The sequence below is a fragment of the [Micrococcus luteus] ATCC 49442 genome (genome assembly GCF_010367585.1).
Lineage (GTDB): Bacteria > Actinomycetota > Actinomycetes > Actinomycetales > Micrococcaceae > Arthrobacter > Arthrobacter luteus_A.
On sequence record NZ_JAAAXP010000001.1, the window covers coordinates 3,420,210 to 3,437,150 of the forward strand.

The following is a 16,941-nucleotide window of genomic DNA, read 5'->3' on the forward strand; positions in this document are numbered from 1 at the left end:
CGTCAAGAGGATCCGTTAAGCGACGACGGCGGCACCCGGGTTCTGTGGAAACAGAACCCGCGTGCCGCCGTCGGGCGTTACTGCCGCCTTACTTCCTGAAGGTGTCTGCGGCCGGGTTGGCGACCACCGGGGCGATGCCCGTGAAGCCGTCGCGGGCCTCGGCGATTTCGCGGATGCGGTGGCGGCAGGCGTACCAGCCGAACACCATCAATACCGAGGCGATGGCCGTGACCAGCATGGTGAGCGGGGACTCGATGAAGACCATAACCAGCACGCCCACCAGGAACAGCAGGGAGAGGTAGCCGGTGTACGGGGCGCCGAACATGCGGAAGGAAGGGCGTTCGAGCCAGCCCTTGTCAGCCCAGCGTTTGAGCTGGATCTGGCAGAGCACAATGGTTGCCCAGGTCATGATGATGCCCACGGACGCCACGTTGAGCACGATCTCGAAGGCCTGTGCGGGCACCAGGTAGTTCAGCGGAACGCCCAGCAGGGAGACTCCGGCGGTGATGGCAATGCCGCCGTAGGGGACGCCGGCTTTGTTCATCCGCCCCGCGAACTTCGGCGCGGAGCCGTTCACGGACATGGAGCGAAGTATGCGTCCGGTGGAATATAGGCCTGCATTGAGGGAGGAGAGCGCGGCGGTGAGGACCACCAGGTTCATGATGACGTCCACGCCCTGGATGCCGATGGAGCCGAAGAAGGTCACGAAGGGGCTGACGCCCTTCTCGTACGACGTGTACGGCAGCAGCAGGGCGAGCAGGATGACGGAGCCGACGTAGAAGACGGCGATGCGGAAGACCACCGAGTTGATGGCCTTGGGCATGATCTTTTCGGGGTTCTTGGTCTCGCCGGCTGCGGTGCCCACGAGTTCGATGGAGGCGTAGGCGAACAGGACACCCTGCATCAGGATGATCATGGGCAGGAGGCCGTTGGGGAACACGCCGCCGTTGTCGGACAGGAGGCTGAGGCCAACCTGCTGGCCGTCCACGGGGGTGCCGAAGATGACGAAGTAGGTTCCCACCACGAGGAAGACCACCAGCGCGGCGACCTTGATCAGGGCGAACCAGAATTCCATTTCGCCGAAGACCTTGACGGAAACGAGGTTCAGGGCGAGCACCACCAGCAGGGCGATCAGTGCCCATGCCCACTGCGGAACCGCTGCCATCCAGGGGATGTAGTTGCCGAAGAAGTTCATGTACAGGGCGGCCGCGGTGATGTCCACGATGGTGGTGGTGGCCCAGTTGATCCAGTAGAACCACCCGGAGACGAACGCGGCCTTCTCGCCGAAGAATTCACGGGCGTAGGAGACGAACGAGCCCGACGACGGCCGGTGGAGCACCAGTTCGCCCAGCGCCCGGAGGATGAGGAAGGCGAAGAAGCCGCAGACCGCGTAGGCGATGACGAGGGACGGCCCGGCGGCGTTGAGCCGGCCGCCAGCTCCAAGGAACAGGCCGGTGCCGATGGCCCCGCCGATGGCGATCATTTGGATCTGCCGGGGCTTGAGGTTCTTGTGATAGCCCTTGTCCTCCGCGTGCAGGGCGGATTCGGTGGCGTGGGCGTGGCCGCCGTCGATGATGTGGTCGGGGAGGGGGGTGGGGGGATTAGTCATGCGTGTGCCTTACTTGCTGAGGTTGGCGAGGCGTTCGGGGCTGAGCAGGTCCTGGAGCTGGGTGTCCGTGAGCAGGCCGTGTTCGAGGACGAGTTCCGCTACGCCCTTGCCGGTGGCGAGGGCTTCCTGGGCGATGGCGGTGGCGGTGGCGTAGCCGAGATGGGGATTCAGGGCGGTGACCAGGCCGATCGACTGCTCGACGGTGAGGCGGAGGTGTTCGGTGTTGGCGGTGATTCCCCGGACGCAGCGGGCCGTGAGGGTGCGGCAGGCGGCTTCCAGGTGGGAGATGCTCTTGTGGAGGCTGTGGACAATGATCGGTTCGAAGGCGTTGAGCTGGAGCTGGCCGGCCTCGGCGGCCATGGTGATGGTGACGTCGTTGCCGATGACCTCGTAGGCCACCTGGCTGACCACTTCCGGGATCACCGGGTTGATCTTGCCGGGCATGATGGAGGAGCCGGACTGGACGGCGGGGAGGTTGATTTCGCCGAAGCCCGCGCGCGGGCCCGAAGAGAGAAGGCGGAGGTCGTTGCAGATCTTGGAGAGCTTCACGGCCACGCGCTTGAGCACGCCGGACAGGTGCACAAAGGCGCCGACGTCCTGGGTGGCCTCGATGAGGTCGACGGCGGTGACCAGGGGCAGGCCGGTGACTTCGGCGAGGTGCCGGCAGGCTGCCTCGGCGTAGCCAGCGGGGGCGTTCAGGCCGGTGCCGATGGCTGTGGCGCCGAGGTTGATTTCGTGGATGAGCAGTTCGGCCTCAGCCAGGCGCAGGCGGTCCTCGCCAATGGTGATGGCATACGTGCCGAATTCCTGGCCCAGGGTCATGGGTACGGCATCCTGAAGCTGTGTTCGGCCCATTTTCACCACGGTGCGGAATTCCAGCGCCTTCTCACCGAACGCCTCCTCGAGTTCGGCCAGTGCGTCCAGCAGTTTCCGGGCGGCGAAGATGGTGCCCAGCTTCACGGCCGTGGGGTAGACGTCGTTGGTGGACTGGCTAAGGTTCACGTGGTCGTTCGGGTGCAGGCGGGCGTAGTCGCCCTTGGGGTGGCCGAGGATTTCCAGCGCCCTGTTGGCAATGACCTCGTTGGCGTTCATGTTCGACGACGTCCCGGCCCCGCCCTGGATCACGTCCACCACAAACTGGTCGCTGAGTTTCCCAGCCATAACGTCCTGGCATGCCTGTTCGATGGCTTCGGTGCGTTCGGCGTCCAGCAGGCCCAGCTCGTGGTTGGTACGTGCAGCCGCGAGTTTCACGGCCGCAAGGCCGCGGACCAGGTGCATGTTGGAGGACAGCGGCTGCCCGGTGATGGGAAAGTTCTCCACGGCGCGCAGCGTGTGGACGCCCCAGTATGCGTTGAAAGGGATATCCCGGTCGCCCAGGAGATCGTGCTCGGAGCGGGTTTCCGGTACAACGTCAGTGGACTCAAGAGTGGTCAGGGTTGGCATGAGGGTCCTCAGCGGGTTTCGTTGTCGGGGTTGGACAGTGTTGGTGCAGCCAGGAAATTCAGGGATTGCAGCAGGCCGACGTGGTGGCCGCCGCCGAAAACGGGGGCCGTGCTGATACCGGCCAGCGGCGCAGTATTCACGCCGAGGAACTCAAGCATGTGGACGGCGGCGGGCATCCGGGCGCGATCGCCGCCGTCTGAAATCTTGATCGCGACGGCGCGGCCGTCGGGCAGGCCCACGAGCTGGACACCCTCAAAACCGTCCTTCGCCACGGCGCCGGGGAGCAGCCGCATCAGTTCGGTGACGTCGCGGCGCTCGCCGGCCACCATGTCCGGGTGCTGCCGCATGGCAAGTCCGACGGCGGCTTCCGCCAGCAGCGGGGCCGCCCCGCCGTCGTCGGGGGTTCTTGCAGGAGTATTGGCGGCGGCGGCAGCTGCAGCGATGGTGCCGAAGGCGCGGGCCATGCCGCGCAGGGTGAGGGCGAACAGCGGAGTGCCGCAGCCGTCGGTGCTGAGGGCCAGTGGCTGCTCGCCGGTCAGGTCGGCGACGGTGGCCGCGACAGCCTGCTGCAGCGGGTGCGACGGGTCCAGGTAGCCCTTGACCGGCCAGCCGTTGATGACGCAGGTGGCGGCCATGGCGGCATGTTTGCCGGAGCAGTTTTGGGTGACCTGTGTGGCGTGGAGTCCGGAACGCAGCCAGTTTTCGCGCTCGCTGGTGCCGTAGGGGAGGTCGGTGCTGTTCTCCAGGTCGTTGGCGGTGAGGCCGTGCATGGCGAGGATGCGCTGGGTACCGCCGCGGTGCCTGGCTCCGCCTGAGTGGCTCGCTGCAGCCAGGGCGAGCAGGTCGGCAGGCAGTTTCAGGCCGGCGCGGACCATGGCCACGGACTGCAGCGGCTTGAGCGCAGAACGGGGGTAGAACGGAGCCAGGGGATCACCCGCCGACGCCAGGATAGAGCCGTCCGGGGCCGTGGCGATGGCCGATCCGTAGTGGATGCTTTCCACGAGTCCGTCGCGTGTGGCAACCACGAGGGGTGCGTGCTGCGGAAGGTTTCCGCTGTTGATTCCGGACCGGAATCCGTGTGGAGCTGTGCCGGGGACGGCGGTTTGGGCAGCAGAAAGGGCAGCGGCAGGCATGAGGTCCTAGGAGTCTTGTTCAGGGATTACTTGCTGAGGATGGAATCGAGGGCAAGGCCCACGGCGCGGAGATGTTCTGCCATCGCTTTGCTGGCTTCGTCTGCTGAGCCTGCTTCGATGGCTTCAAGGATCCGCTGGTGTTCGGTGTCCGAGGCGTGCTGGCGGTCGGCCACCATGTTCAGCGTCTCGGACTGGAAGGCCAGGGCTCCCCGGATATCCGCAACCACGCTGGCGAAAACCTTGTTGCCGCTGGCCCGGGCGATGGCGGCGTGGAAGCTGGAGTCCAGGGCAACCCACGATTCCGGGTCGGTTTCGGCGGTCATCGCGGCGACGATGCTCCGCAGCGTCTCCAGTTCCTCGCCTGTCCGCCGCTGGGCGGCCAGTCCGGCGGCGGGGACTTCGATGTGGGGCCGGGCCTCGGTGAGGTCCCGTGCGGAGTACTGTCCCAGCGTGAGGTCGTTTGCGACCTTGTCGGCCACCACAAAGGTGCCCTTCCCGGTCTTGGTTACGGTCAGGCCTAAGGCCGTGCAGGAACGCAGGGCTTCCCGGATCACTGAGCGGCTGACGCCGTACTGCTGCGAGAGGGACGCCTCGGAGCTGAGCTTCCCACCCACGGCCACTTTGCCGGATTCGATGTCAGCCCGGACGGCATTGAACACCGCTTCGGCAGCGCTGAGCCTTGCGAGAGGCAAGGTTCCGGCACTCTGCTCGTCGTGGGTGCTAGCAGGCTGTCCTGCTGTCCGGCTGTCTGACAGGTTCACGCCTTAAATATGGCACGGGTCACAGGGCGTGTCAATGTCGGCGCCAGGCCGCGGGCGGTATCTGCCCGGAGTGTCACCTGCCGTAAGCAGCATTTTTGCAGTGGCGGGAGGTTAGCCTCCTGCCATGGATGAATACTCTGAGGAACTTCGCAACCTGGCCTTTATGGCTCTGGACCATGCCATCGACTCTGTTGTCTCTTCCGGCACCGACCTGGTGCCCTTCGTTATTCGGGAAACCGGAGATCAACGGAATCTGCAGCGCTATCTCGCCGGAAATCAGCTCGAGGAAGGCGTGGCCGCAGCCAGGCGGTCGGTCAGTGAGGATCCACGTCCTGACCGTGCAGCCCTTGCCTGGGATGGATTTATGACCACCTCGGAAGGCCGGCAGGAGGCCGTCTTTGTTGAGTCCTACGAACACGGCACGCCCGCCGGGTTCATCCTGGCCCAGCGCTACCAACGGGCCGGTTTCCTTAAACGGAAGCGGGAACCGGTGGGGAATCCCGCTCTGGTGGAGAAGAATACGGTGCCGCTCTTCTAGCCTTCAGCGTTGGGATTCCGGGGCCCGCAGCGGATCAGGACTGCGAGGCCTTGCGGCGTTGCGCTTTCAGGAGCCGCAGTCCGCTGGACAGGACGCCCACGTGGCTGAAGGCCTGCGGGAAGTTGCCGAGGAACTCCCCGGTGTCCGGATGGATCTGTTCGGGGAGCAGGCCGAGGGGATTCGCCCGGCTGCACAGGGATTCGTACAGTTCATGCGCCTCATCCAACCGTCCTTGCCCCGCCAGGTTATCCACCAGCCAGAAGCTGCACAGCAGGAAGGCGCCTTCGCCGCCGGGCAGTCCGTCCGGCGACTCCTCGGGCAGGTAACGGAAGAGAAGTCCGTTGCCTGCATCCAGACCGGAAGCGATGGCCCTGGTGGTGGAGACCATTCTTGGGTCGTCGAACCTGATGACATTCCGGATGGGCAGTGACAGCAGGGCAGCGTCCACGCCGCCCGTCCCACCGAGCTGTTCAGTAAAAGTGCGGCGCTCCGGATTCCAGGAGAGTCCCAGGGCGGCGTCATGGATCTCCCGTGCGGCGGCAGCCCAGCGCCGGGTGGGATAGGGCAGCTTGTGCTTTCGGGCGATCTGGATTGCCCGGTCCAGGGCCACGTGGCACATGGCCGCCGAGTAGGTGAAGGGACGCCCGGCGGTCCGGACCTCCCAGGGGCCGCTGTCCGGCGTCTTCCAGCTGCTGATGGCTGCTTCCACGATGGGGATGAGTGCCGCCCAGAGGTGCTTGTCCACGGGCTGGCCGCTGTTGGACCACTGGTAGGCGATGTCTACGATTTCACCGTAGACATCGTGCTGCACCTGGTGGATGGCGCCGTTCCCCCATCGCACCGGGGCGGAGCCCCGGTAGCCCCGCAGAATTGGATCCACAACTTCCTCGGGCGGCTGCGAACCGTCCAGCGCGTACATCACGTGTGGAACGCCGTCGCGCTCTACATTGGTGAGCACCCAGGCGAGGAACACGTCGGCATCACTGCGGTCACCGATCCGCCGGAAGACGTAGTTGGAGAAGGACGCGTCCCGCACCCAGGTGTAGCGGTAGTCCCAGTTGCGCGGGGCGCCCGGCCATTCGGGCAGGGACGAGGTGGCCGCTGCCATGATGGCACCGGTTTCCGCATGATCGAGGAGCTTCAGGGTCAGGGCCGAGCGCTTCATCAGCTCGGCCTGCGAGCCCTCGCAATTGAGGCCGGAGGACCACTCCCGCCATGCCCGTACTGTCTGGTCGATGAGCTTTTTGGCATCCGGCCGTTGCCGCAGCCGGAAGCGCCCTGACCAATGCAGCGAGACCGTCAGTGTCTCGCCTGCGCGGAGCGTCAGCTCGGCGCTAAGTCCCCGTCCGTCAGGCCGAAGCTCTACGGAGGACCATAGGTAGACCTCGGCCGTACCGTTCACCGGCCAGTCGAACCTCCACCCGCCCGCAAGCTGGTCAAAAGTGGTGCCAATCTTGGGGACCAGGCGAACGCGCACCCGGATGTCACCGCCCACCGCCTCCGCATAACGCAGAAGCTCATGCCTGCCCGCCGGAACCGGTTCAGCGAGATTGGCACCGGAGCGGAGGGTCATGCAGGCCGTCACCTTGAGCATGCCGTGGTCCGATAGCAGAGACGTGACAACGACGCCGGAGTCCTCCGTGTACCGCTGCGTGGAGGAAAGGAGCGGCAGGGGAGCGATCTCCAGGAGGCCGCCGGCGTCCGTGTCCAGGATTCCGGCAAGGAACGGCGGGCTGTCGAACTCGGGGAGGCAAAGCCAGGAAATACCGCCGTCGCGCCCCACCAAGGCACACGTGGATCCGTCGCCGATGAGGCCGTGATCCTCGATGGGCAAGTACCCGTCGAGGCGCTCCACCGGGCGCAGCGATGCCGGAGCATGCATGCTCGCTGGCTCCTTCAGATTCTGCTTACCTGTGACTTAATTGTCTCGCCATATCGGGTGCGGCGCCACCGGCCGGGGACGGTCTGGGACGGTTGTTCACCCGTAGGTTTCGACTGTGGGGGCGATGGTTTCGCGAACCTCAGGGCGGTCTTGGAACGCCGCCGGCAGGCTTCCCACTGCGCCATCTCCGATAAACGTCAGGATCTCATCAGCCGTAAAGAGACCGACGCCGCGTGGCGACCATCTCTCGGGTCCGATGGTCGCTGCTCCGGAGGCGATGGCAATGATGGGGACAACGTTGACGCCGGGGCCCAGAGCTGAGCGGTAGTGGTCTGCGGCATCAGCGATTTTGGTGTGCCGGTGACCGTCATCGCCTTTGGAAAAGACCGCGAGCCCTTTCCTGTTCGGGTGCCAGCTGTAATGCGCGGGCAGGTCAATCCATGAGTCGATCAAATAGACACTGTTTCCGTGGGTTACCGCGTGCTCCACGCCGATCCTCTTGGCTCCGGGCGACTTCAACCCGTGGAATACGTAGATGCCGGGAATCCTGACGAGCCTATTCAAAAGCAGGCCCATCACCCATATGCCGCTGCGACTCGAGTCACCGGAACCGCGGCCCCATTCGGTTGGCTGCGTCCCGTAGACATACTGGCTGTTGGAAGCCGCAACCTCAGTCCTTCTAAAGAGCGGGGCTCCGAACAAAGCCACCGCAAATGCGGCAGCGAGAGTGCAGAGCCCAATCACGCCGTCGGCGCTGGCACCCGCGCCGAACAACGAAGCCAGGAAGCCAACCGCAAACAGGGCGGATACCGCGGCGCCGAGGATGACGAATATCCGGCTCCTGCCCCAGACCATAAGCGCCGCTATCAGCATCACGAAGGAGCGCAACATATGAATGGGGACGTCGTCATATCCCAATAGAGGGGTAAGAAGAAAGGGGACCAGGAAGACAAAAGCCACGAATGCTGCAAGAAAGCAGATCGCTTTACCGGACATGGCCGGCTCCTTAACGACCGCGCTCCCCACGGCTGATCTGGCTGACGAGTCTCTGTATCCGGCGAAATCGGTGCTTAGCCACCTGCCCTGCGTGATTGTAATGCCGCGGTTGGCCAATTCCTTCTCCGCGTTTTCCACGAGATATTCCACCTAGGGTTTGATGAGTGCGTGTCTACTTCCTATCACTCCACAAGACATCCAAAGCTCAAGGAGCTTTCATTCCCTGAGGTGCCCGCCGCGTGCCGGCATTCTAAGTGGGCACCTTCGGCTCCTCACCGGCTCTGATGAAAACAGCGGGCCCCCAACGCACTGGTGACCCGCTGCCATCCCTTTATCGCTAACAGGGTCGCCAGCTCTTCCCGCCCGGTGCGTAGCAGCGCGGGCCCGTGTACTTCGTGGCCGGTGGTACATAAGGGGCGGGAGCGGGCGGAATGTACGGTTGCGGTGCCGGCGGGACGTAGGGTGCGGGTGCCGGCAGCCTGCGCAGGCGCTCGGCTTCGGCCTGACGGGCCGCTTCAGCTGCTGCCGCGTCGTCCACCGCCTTCTTTTCAGCCGCCGCACGTTCCTCTGCAGCTTTCTTTTCTGCTGCAGCCTGCGCTTCTGCGGCCACGCGGTCCTCGTGGGCCTTCTTCTCCGCTGCGGCGAGGGTGCCTTGCAGCGTCACCGTTTCGTCCCGCTTCTTCTCTGCGGCTGAAACCTTGCTATCCAGCGTCGAAAGGTACGCGGCGGTGACGGTGGCGGTCAGGCCGGCCCAGTAGATTGCCCTCTGGGCGTCCTTGCCTGCGGCAATAACTGCTCTGAGGGCCTTTGCGGCCGCCAGCTGCGTGACTAGTGCTGCCGCAGCCGCGCCGGCATTAGCTGACGTGGCTGCGGGCTCGGCTGTAGCCGCGGCCTCGAGCGCCTCTGTCGTCTGCGCAAGCCGGGCAGGTATCGTGCAGTCGACCTGATCGGAAAAGAGTCCGCTCTTCGCCGCCCTGGCCTCCGCGTACGCCGCTTCGACCGGCGGCAGGAACTTAATGTTGCCGTCGAACTGCACGGGGATGCCCAGACCTTCCCGGGCTATGTTGGCGTTGACAAGTGATCCGTCAGGCGCAAAAACCCCAGCGAGAGTCCGGCCGTATTTGTCGTGGCGCTTGGCGTCGAACTCTAGCCTGACCTGCGTGCCTTTTGGCAGCAGGCCCTCCAAGTATTCCGTGGCTTGCGGGCCGAGGCACTCGACAGGCTGGGCGGGGTCCTTCGTCTCCGGGGTGTCTATATTGAGCAGCCGAATCGTGTGGTCCCCGTTATTTATCGACACCACCAAGGTGTCACCATCGATGACCCGGACCACGGTTCCGGAATCTGCATTCGCTGCAGACGCGACGACCACTGAGCCCGCCACCAGCGCGGCCGTGGCGACTGATGCGACGAGTAGTTTCTTCATTCAAAACTCTTTTCTGAAACAGGCGGTCGGGGTGGAAGGCTACGGGCAACCTTGGTTGAACCTGAAAGTTTCCTTCCAACATGCTGGACGCTCCCGGACAAGGAATCGTCAAGACTTGCTCAAGATGTTGCAAGCTGTCAGTGAAAGCGATGCTTGAGCGGTACGTTCGTACCGTTGTTACCCTTTTACTTCATCCGCTACCGGCGTAGACTCCCGGTGAGCACAGAAACGGCACGATCGTACCTATTGGAGAGTCATGGCTAAGCAACTCGCGGGCCTCCTGGCCGCTGAGGTCCGCTCGCGGCGCGGGCAGCTGGGCCTCACCCAGCGGGATCTTGCCGATATGGCCGGAGTCTCCGAACGCTTTGTCCGGTTCGTTGAGCAGGGCAAGCCGAGTGTGCAGCTGGATTCGCTGACTGCGGTCCTGGAGACCCTGGGTCTCGAACTCCGGCTCGCCACCAGAACCAGCCAGGCAGCGCTCACTCCCGGCGGCCCCGCGGCTGCCGCAGGCAGCGTCAAAGAAGCACAGCCATGAAGCACCGCGTCGCCGACATCTACAAGGCGGGCGTTCTGGCCGCGAGGCTGGAACGGCACGACGGCGGCACCCGGTTCAGCTACCTGCCGGGGTACCTCACCTCCGGGGGGCCCGCCGTCGCCAGTTCCCTCCCGCTCACCAGCGAGCCGGTGCTCTCAGCGGCGGGAGCGGCACCGCCGTATTTCACCGGGCTGCTGCCGGAGGGCCGCCGGCTCAATGCGCTGCGGCGCTCCATCAAGACCAGCGCCGATGACGATCTGTCCCTGCTCATCGCTGCCGGCGGGAACCCGGTGGGTGACGTTCAGATCGTGGGTCACGGCGAACCGCTGGACCCGGACGAGCACGCCGTCGAATTGGACCCAAAGCTGCCCATGGACTTCGACCAGCTGCTGGGGGATTCGGACCTGATCGATCCCGTGGCCCTCGCCGGTGTGCAGGACAAGTTGTCCGCCGGCATGATCTCGCTCCCCGTGGCCAGGGCCGGCAAGCGCTACATCCTCAAGCTCAACGCGCCTGAGTTCCCGCACGTGGTGGAGAACGAGCTGGTGATGTTCCGGTATGCGGCCAAACTGCGCATCCCCGTGAGCCCGGTGCAGCTGATCCGGGACGTAGCGGGCCGGCCGGGTCTGCTGGTGGAGCGGTTCGACCGGATCCCCGTTCCCGGCGGAGGGGCCAACGAGGTCCAGCGGCTGGCCGTGGAGGACGGCGCCCAAGTGCTGAAGCTGTACCCGGCAGACAAGTACAACGTGGGGTACGGGACGGTGTGCCGGGCGCTGGCCGATCACTGTTCTGCACCGCTCCCCGCGCTCCGCAACCTCGCCATCCAGGGGGCATTCGCGTGGCTAAGCGGCAACGGGGATCTGCATGCCAAAAACGTCTCCATGGTCCAGCTGCCGCACGGGGAGTGGACCATCGCCCCGGTGTACGACATTCCCTCCACAGTGGTCTACGGCGACAAAACCCTGGCGCTGACGTTGAACGGAAAGCGGAGCGGCATCTCGCGCCGGCACTTCCTGACCTGGGCCGAAGACCTTGGGCTCACCCACCGCACCGCCACGCAGGTGATCGAGCTCGCCCTGAAGGCATCAGGCCCGCTGATCGCCGATCTGGACGCCGGCACCGCCTTCGCCGCCGCGCCAAGCGCGCCAGGTAAGGGAAGGAACGACGACGGCGGCTCACCCTTTCCGGACATGGTCACCAGGGCATGGGTCAAGGAACTGAAACACCGCCGGAGGCTGCTGGAGGGCTGAACGGGGGAGGACCATCACAAACCGTCGAGCCACTTGAGGACACGCAGGGCGCGGAGGGTATTCCACCGGCTTGGTTGCCCGTCGCCGTCGTCCACGGCGAAGTGGACCTTGCCCGGGTGGGTGTTCTCCAGCAGCCAGGTGCCGTCGGGCTGCTGCTTGGAGCGCACCACCTCCGCTGCTTCCCGCAGGCGTTCGTCCGGGCTGCATCCCGTGGCGCGGAAGTAGTCCAGGCCGCGGAGCACGTCGTAGAACCAACGGGTGGGGTAGGAGAACTGCAGCCAGTCGGGGCTGATCAGCTCGCCGGAGGACTTTCGCCGCAGCAAGCTGCGTTCCATCAGGAATTCTTCTCCGGCCCGGCGTACGTCCCGCGACCGGGAGTTCCCGCCGGTGGAACGTTCGTGTTCCAGGAAGCCCTCCAGGACACAGATGGTCGTGTGGAACGAGGATCGGGTGGATCCTCTTTCCGCCTCACAGTTCCAGCCCCCGTCGTCGAGCTGTTCCCGGCACAGCCTCTCCACCACGGAGTCAACGTTTTCGCCGAAGTACGCGCCGAGTGCCACGGTCATGCCGTTGATGCAGGGTTCGGTTTCGCCCTCGAAGAACGGCTGGTTGCCTTCTTCCCAGCGGCTGTTGTCCCGCACCAGGGTGATCGCGTGCCGGGCCTCCCGGCTGCCGGGGTCCAGCCCGAAGTCCCGCAGGAGCAGCAGGCTGTAGGTTGTGGCGGTCCAAGGCTGGCTGTCCGGATCGTCGTCCTGCGCCGGCCAGTAGGTACCGCCGTCCCATTGTCCGTCGGGGCCCTGGAGCTGAAGCAGCCGGGCGCCCCAGCCATGAGTGGCAATGCGGCTCCGCTCGGCCAGGATCTCTTCAGCCGGAGCCCCGGTAAGGTCGCGCAGGACCTGCCAGCGGATCGCGGGATCGGAGTCCAGAAGCCAGCCGAGCACGTCCATTCGCCCAACCTAGCACCGCGGCGGGCGGCGCCACAGAGGGGAGTCCCGTCGCGGTGCGTTCCCGGGAACTAAAGGTGCTGGATGCCCGCCCGCTGCATGGCGTCCTTGTAGACTTCCACGCTCTTGGCCAGCAGATCCTCCTGCTTCGCTTCGGAAACAGCAAAGGCCCGCCCGCCGAGCGCGCTGGCCTTATAGATCTTGATGCCGCTGTTCTTCAGTGAAGAGTGGTAGGTCTTCTCGAACAGGGTGAGGAACGTGGACGCGTCCGTGCCGTGCGCAATGACTGCGGAAACGCGGCGGTTGATTTTCAGGAATTGCCGGAACGGGCGCAGGCCATCGGTTTTTTCCTGGACGTTCAGGGCCGAGGGCAGTTCCGGATCGCGGACCCACGGGTAGGCGTTCCACGGCATGACGTACCGCGGATCGAGTTCCGCGAGTTCGTAGATCTGGGTGGCGCGGCGGGCTGCCTCGTCATCGTTGAAGTGGGAGACAAACCCCGATTCAGTGCCCTTGCCGGGGCTCACATGGAGGCTGACGATCCGGCATTCGTCCTCGTCATGCACGGGGTCGATGTACGGGACGACGGACCCTGGCTTCTTTTCCATGAGTTCATCGCAGAGCTGCGTAACAGCCGCGATGTTTGGTTCCTGTAGCAGGGCCTTTTTTTCGTCCCAGTCAATCGTCACGATCTCTCCCTCAGCAGCACGGCGTCCAGAATCAGGCGTCTTAACCCACTCTACGCTTTTGGACGTTTGGGTGCGCGGTGCTGATTCCTGCACCCGCGCCGGGCCGGGCCGGGTAACGTCGTCAGGATGAACAGGAAAACGCTCAAGTCTGACGGCTTTGTTGGGTTCAGGCCGTTCGACAGCCTGGAGATCATCAGGGTTCCCCAGGGCCCCGGCCTTTTCGCCGTCCTGCGGCCCAACGAGTTCGAGCCGCACTTCCTCAAGAGAAGCACCGCAGGGGTCTTCAAAAAGAAGATCCCCACCCTGCCGGCGGACGCTATTTGGACTGAATGGGTGGACGGCGCGGACATTCTCTACATCGGCAAAGCGGGGCCAGGCAGCAAAGGCAACCGCGGGCTCCGCATCCAGATCAAGGAGTTCCTGGACTTCGGGCGCGGCCTGCCACCGGGCCATTGGGACAGCCGGCTGATCTGGCAGCTGACCCACGCGGACGAGCTGATCCTCGCGTGGAAGGAACTCCCCGCGGAGGAAGTGAGTCAGGCCGAGGCCCGCTATCACGCCGCCTTCGTTGCGGACCACGGCAAGCTGCCGTTCGCGAACCTTGTGCAGGCGAAATCCAAGAACTAGCCCGGGCCTAGGAACCTTTGAGCCGTTCCATTTCGCGCCGGTCCTTTTTGGTGGGCCGTCCCGCGCCACGGTCCCGCTGCGGGAGACCCAGTGCCGGCGCGACGGGCCTGGGCGGGGTGTGGTCGGTGAAGCAGTGCGATGCCGCTTCCGCCCCCACGCGTTTGGCGATCAGGCGGCGGACTTCGAGGATGCGTTCAAAGCCGGACATGCGAATGGTGACGGTCTCGCCGGTGACAAGCGTGGCCGATGCCTTCGCAGGGCTGCCGTTAAGCCGCACGTGCCCGGCCCGGCACGCGGCCGTGGCTGCGGAACGGGTTTTGTAGGCGCGGATCGCCCACAGCCACGCGTCGAGACGGACGCTGGCGGGGGAGGCGGGAAGGCTGGTCATGGCTGGCACCGAGTATACGGGCTTTGGTTGGGGCGGCGACTAAAGCCCGCCCGCCTACGCCACCAGGTTCGCGGCAGCAGTGTCCATGTGTTCGCGGATAGTATTCCGGGCCAACGTGGCATCGCCGGTCTCGATCGCCGCAACGATGTCGTAGTGCCGGTCAGTGCTCATGTTCCTCACGCCCTTCTCCTGGCCCGCGAACATGATGGACATCCGGATGGACCCCTCCAGGGCCTCCCAGGAATGCAGCAGTGTCTCGTTGCCTGTGAGCCTGCACAGGGTCCGGTGGAACTCCAGGTCGGACTCAACCCTGTCCTGCATACTGGATTTCTCGGCTGCGGCCATGGCCTCGATGGCGGTCTTCAGCGAGCCGATGACGTGCTGGCGGTCCGGGAGTTCACACAACGTGCGTGCCGCCAGGGATTCCAGGGCCGCCCGGACGGAGTAGATGTCCCGGATTTCCTTGGCGTCCAGGTGCCGGACGGACAGCCGGCCGCGGGGTCCGGCTGACAGCAGGCCTTCCTGTTCCAGCTGGCGCAGCGCTTCCCGAAGGGTGCCGCGGCTGATCTGGAGCATTTCGGACAGTTCGGTTTCCACCAGGTGCCGGCCCGGTTCCAGTTCCCCGCTGGTGATGGCGGCGCGCAAAGCGGCAAGTGCCTGCTCGCGCAGGCTCTTCTTCTGCAGTCCAAGCAATGGTGCTGTAGCTCCGGCCATGGCGATACTTCCTCAATGTCAGTGGTCGACTGTTTACAGTCGATCTGTTAACAATCGATGGTACGGCAGAAGCGCGACGCCGGGTGGTTTCGGCGCCGCGCTTCTGATCTGGATGGGTCCTACTTCAGTTCGGCGAGTACCTTCGCCACGATCTTCTGGACGGTCAGTCCGTAGCGGTCGTGCAGGGTGGGCAGCGCGCCGGCGTCGAGGAATTCGTCCGGCAGTGCCACGGGCACTACGCGTTTGCCGATTCCGGCGGTAACGACGGCGGAGGCGACGGTTTCGAAGAGGCCGCCGATCACGCTGTGGTTTTCCAGGGTGACGGCGAGCCGGTCGGTGTTGATTTCAGCCAGGACGGTCTCGGCGTCGAACGGCTTGATCGTCGGCGTGTGGACCACCGCGACGTCCACGTTGTGCTCGGCCAGGGTCTTGGCCGCCTGCAGGGCGCGCATGGTCATCAGTCCGGAGGAGATGAACACAACGTCGTTGCCGCCGCGCAGGACCTTGGCTCTGCCGAGTTCGAAGGTGTAGCCGTACTCATCCAGGACGGTGGGCACGTTGCCGCGGAGCAGCCGGAGGTAGGTGGGGCCCGCGGAGGCGGCGAGCTGCGGCACGGCCTGTTCGATGTCGATCGAGTCGCAGGGGTCCACTATGGTCAGGTTGGGCATGCCGCGGAAGATCGCCATGTCCTCGGTGGCCTGGTGGCTGGGGCCATAGCCGGTGGTCAGGCCGGGCAGGCCGCCCACGATGTTCACGTTCAGGTTCGGCTCGGCGGAATCGAGGCAGAGGAAGTCGTAGGCCCGGCGGGCCGCGAACACGGAGTAGGTGGACGCGAACGGGACCAGGCCGGTTTCGGCGAGGCCGGCGGCGGCGCCGAAGAGCAGCTGTTCGGCCATGCCCATCTGGAAGAACCGCTCCGGGAAGGCCTGGGCGAAGATGTGCATGTCCGTGTATTTGCCCAGGTCCGCGGTGAGGCCCACGATCTTGTCGTTCTCCTGCGCGGCCTTGACCAGGGCGTGGCCGAACGGTGCGGACGCGGTCTTCTGGCCGGGGTCCGCGAAGGAGGCGATCATCGCCGAGGTCTTCAGCTTCGGCTTGGTGACGGCTGAGGTGCTCATGCTGAAGCCTTTCCTTCGTATCCTGCGGTGAGTTGTTCGCGGCAGGTCTGCCATTCGTGTTCTTCGATGCGCATGAAGTGCGCCTTTTCGCGCTCCTCCAGCAGGGTCACGCCGCGTCCTACCTTGGTGTCGCAGAGGATTACGGAAGGACGTCCGACGGCGGCGGCCTGGGCGGCTGCGTTGTCGAACGCTGCGAGCAGCGCGGCGATGTCGTTTCCGTCCACCCGCTGGGTGTACCAGCCGAAGGATTCCCACTTTTCGGTGACGGGTTCGGTGCGGAGTACGGTGTCGGTTTTGCCGTCGGCCTGGAGGGCGTTGATGTCCACCATGGCGGTGAGGTTGCCGAGCTGGTGGTGGTGGGCGCCCATGGCTGCTTCCCAGGTGGAGCCTTCGTCGAGTTCGCCGTCCGAGAGGAAGTTGTAGATCCTCGCGTCGGAGTTCTGGTAGCGCAAGCCCAGGGCCATGCCCACGGCGATGGTGAGGCCGTGGCCCAGGGAGCCGCCGGAGATTTCCATGCCGGGGGTGTAGGTGGACATCCCGGACATCGGCAGGCGGGAATCGTCTGATCCGTAGGTTTCCAGTTCGGAGACGGGGACGATGCCGGCTTCGGCGAGGGCTGCGTAGTGGCCGATTGCGTAGTGGCCGGTGGAGAGCAGGAACCGGTCCCGGGCCTCCCATTCTGGGTCCTCGGCGCGGTAGCGGAGCTGGTCCGCGTAAACCACGGCGAGCATGTCCGCGGCGCCGAGGGCCTGGCCCACGTAGCCCTGGCCCTGGACCTCGCCCATGTTCAGGGCGTGGTGGCGGATCCGGTACGCCGCGGCGCTGACGCGTTCGAGGCGTTCTGAAGCAGTTTCCTGGGGCATTCGTTCCTTCTGCGGGAGTTCGGGCGTG

The 16,941-nt window shown here is 65.1% G+C and carries 17 protein-coding genes; 4 read left to right on the forward strand and 13 right to left on the reverse strand.

Going from position 1 to position 16,941, the window contains the following annotated elements; genetic code table 11:
* Positions 1 to 88: 88 nt before the first annotated feature.
* The 4 genes from GUV69_RS15620 to GUV69_RS15635 are packed head-to-tail and all read right to left on the reverse strand — an operon-like array spanning position 89 to position 4,946.
* Positions 89 to 1,609, reverse strand: coding sequence for an amino acid permease (locus GUV69_RS15620; RefSeq protein WP_164204075.1), 1,521 nt, complete (start codon positions 1,607 to 1,609; stop codon positions 89 to 91).
* A 9-nt stretch (positions 1,610 to 1,618) separates the two neighbouring features.
* A complete protein-coding gene (locus GUV69_RS15625; protein ID WP_164204077.1) occupies positions 1,619 to 3,052 on the reverse strand; it encodes an aspartate ammonia-lyase in 1,434 nt (477 codons plus the stop codon).
* Positions 3,053 to 3,060: 8 nt separating this feature from the next.
* Positions 3,061 to 4,185, reverse strand: coding sequence for an asparaginase (locus GUV69_RS15630; RefSeq protein WP_164204079.1), 1,125 nt, complete (start codon positions 4,183 to 4,185; stop codon positions 3,061 to 3,063).
* Between the two features lie 26 nt (positions 4,186 to 4,211).
* Positions 4,212 to 4,946 carry a FadR/GntR family transcriptional regulator gene (locus tag GUV69_RS15635; RefSeq protein ID WP_164204081.1) on the reverse strand — a complete coding sequence of 245 codons (735 nt, stop codon included), beginning with the start codon at positions 4,944 to 4,946 and terminating at the stop codon, positions 4,212 to 4,214.
* A gap of 124 nt (positions 4,947 to 5,070) precedes the next feature.
* On the opposite strand from GUV69_RS15635, the gene GUV69_RS15640 reads away from it, so the two are divergent.
* Complete coding sequence (locus tag GUV69_RS15640; RefSeq protein WP_164204083.1) at positions 5,071 to 5,484, forward strand: hypothetical protein; 414 nt, start codon at positions 5,071 to 5,073, stop codon at positions 5,482 to 5,484.
* 34 nt (positions 5,485 to 5,518) lie between these two features.
* Here GUV69_RS15640 and GUV69_RS15645 read toward each other — a convergent pair whose 3' ends face one another.
* The 3 genes from GUV69_RS15645 to GUV69_RS15655 form a co-directional block, all read right to left on the reverse strand.
* Entirely contained in the window at positions 5,519 to 7,366 is a 1,848-nt protein-coding gene (locus tag GUV69_RS15645) for a glycoside hydrolase family 15 protein (RefSeq protein ID WP_164204085.1), read from the reverse strand.
* Positions 7,367 to 7,462: 96 nt separating this feature from the next.
* Positions 7,463 to 8,500: a hypothetical protein gene (locus GUV69_RS15650; protein WP_164204087.1), complete on the reverse strand. Its 1,038-nt coding sequence runs from the start codon at positions 8,498 to 8,500 to the stop codon at positions 7,463 to 7,465.
* A gap of 199 nt (positions 8,501 to 8,699) precedes the next feature.
* Entirely contained in the window at positions 8,700 to 9,785 is a 1,086-nt protein-coding gene (locus GUV69_RS15655; protein WP_164204089.1) for a thermonuclease family protein, read from the reverse strand.
* Between the two features lie 256 nt (positions 9,786 to 10,041).
* Between GUV69_RS15655 and GUV69_RS15660 the strand changes: the two genes are divergently transcribed.
* Entirely contained in the window at positions 10,042 to 10,320 is a 279-nt protein-coding gene (locus tag GUV69_RS15660; protein WP_164204091.1) for a helix-turn-helix transcriptional regulator, read from the forward strand.
* Positions 10,317 to 11,570 carry a type II toxin-antitoxin system HipA family toxin gene (locus GUV69_RS15665; protein WP_164204093.1) on the forward strand — a complete coding sequence of 418 codons (1,254 nt, stop codon included), beginning with the start codon at positions 10,317 to 10,319 and terminating at the stop codon, positions 11,568 to 11,570. The genes GUV69_RS15660 and GUV69_RS15665 overlap by 4 nt, the downstream gene beginning before the upstream one ends.
* A 14-nt stretch (positions 11,571 to 11,584) precedes the next feature.
* On the opposite strand, the gene GUV69_RS15670 is transcribed toward GUV69_RS15665, so the two are convergent.
* Positions 11,585 to 12,517 (reverse strand): hypothetical protein, encoded by a 933-nt coding sequence (locus GUV69_RS15670; protein ID WP_164204095.1) that lies wholly within the window; start codon positions 12,515 to 12,517, stop codon positions 11,585 to 11,587.
* 68 nt (positions 12,518 to 12,585) lie between these two features.
* Positions 12,586 to 13,203, reverse strand: coding sequence for a uracil-DNA glycosylase (locus tag GUV69_RS15675; protein WP_164204097.1), 618 nt, complete (start codon positions 13,201 to 13,203; stop codon positions 12,586 to 12,588).
* Positions 13,204 to 13,329: 126 nt separating this feature from the next.
* On the opposite strand from GUV69_RS15675, the gene GUV69_RS15680 reads away from it, so the two are divergent.
* Positions 13,330 to 13,830: a hypothetical protein gene (locus GUV69_RS15680; RefSeq protein WP_164204099.1), complete on the forward strand. Its 501-nt coding sequence runs from the start codon at positions 13,330 to 13,332 to the stop codon at positions 13,828 to 13,830.
* 7 nt (positions 13,831 to 13,837) lie between these two features.
* On the opposite strand, the gene GUV69_RS15685 is transcribed toward GUV69_RS15680, so the two are convergent.
* The 4 genes from GUV69_RS15685 to GUV69_RS15700 form a co-directional block, all read right to left on the reverse strand.
* Positions 13,838 to 14,218, reverse strand: coding sequence for an RNA-binding S4 domain-containing protein (locus tag GUV69_RS15685; protein WP_164204101.1), 381 nt, complete (start codon positions 14,216 to 14,218; stop codon positions 13,838 to 13,840).
* A gap of 54 nt (positions 14,219 to 14,272) precedes the next feature.
* On the reverse strand, positions 14,273 to 14,932 hold the full coding sequence (locus GUV69_RS15690) for a GntR family transcriptional regulator (RefSeq protein WP_164204103.1): 660 nt from the start codon (positions 14,930 to 14,932) through the stop codon (positions 14,273 to 14,275).
* Positions 14,933 to 15,051: 119 nt separating this feature from the next.
* Positions 15,052 to 16,050, reverse strand: a complete 999-nt coding sequence (locus GUV69_RS15695) for a transketolase family protein (protein WP_164204105.1) — start codon at positions 16,048 to 16,050, stop codon at positions 15,052 to 15,054.
* A complete protein-coding gene (locus GUV69_RS15700; RefSeq protein ID WP_164206629.1) occupies positions 16,047 to 16,913 on the reverse strand; it encodes a transketolase in 867 nt (288 codons plus the stop codon). The genes GUV69_RS15695 and GUV69_RS15700 overlap by 4 nt, the downstream gene beginning before the upstream one ends.
* Positions 16,914 to 16,941: the final 28 nt, after the last annotated feature.